This window comes from Sedimentibacter sp. B4, from assembly GCF_000309315.1.
Lineage (GTDB): Bacteria > Bacillota > Clostridia > Tissierellales > Sedimentibacteraceae > Sedimentibacter > Sedimentibacter saalensis.
The window spans coordinates 1-447 of record NZ_CANG01000128.1; the positions used below are offsets into that span (position 1 = coordinate 1).

The following is a 447-nucleotide window of genomic DNA, read 5'->3' on the forward strand; positions in this document are numbered from 1 at the left end:
CGGGTGTAGGCAAGGGGGTGTTCGGTGGCGGCGGAGGTGAGCTCGGTGGCGACCAGTCCGGTCAGGGTGTAATCGTCGTTGTCGGGGTCGGCAAGCTGCTTGCGCACCGCGTAGGTCGGGCTGAGCAGGTCAGCGAGATCGTCCAACTCGGCGACGGGCGTGGTCTTGTTGGTGGCGAACTCGAAGTTCTTCACGACCGGTGTGCCGTCGGAGGAGTCCTGGTAGTACAGGTGGCCGCCGCTGGTGTAGGTCCCACCCTCCCAGTCCAGCGAGAGGTCCACGCTCTGCCAGCTCTTGCCGCTGTCGTTGCTGGCGCGGTAGATGTCTGTCTCAGTGGCCTCGTCGTAGGCCTCGACCAGGAGCCCGTCCCCGAAGCTGCGGCCACCGACGGCAGCTGGGCCGTGTCGGGAATCGGGATGCGCAGGTTGCCGTCGTCGGCGAGCGCCT

Annotated in this window: 1 protein-coding gene; it reads right to left on the minus strand. The window is 67.1% G+C overall.

The window, feature by feature from the left end; all coding sequences use genetic code 11:
- The coding region (locus BN358_RS26130; RefSeq protein WP_198018375.1) for a hypothetical protein at nt 1-447 on the minus strand (447 nt) is incomplete at both ends.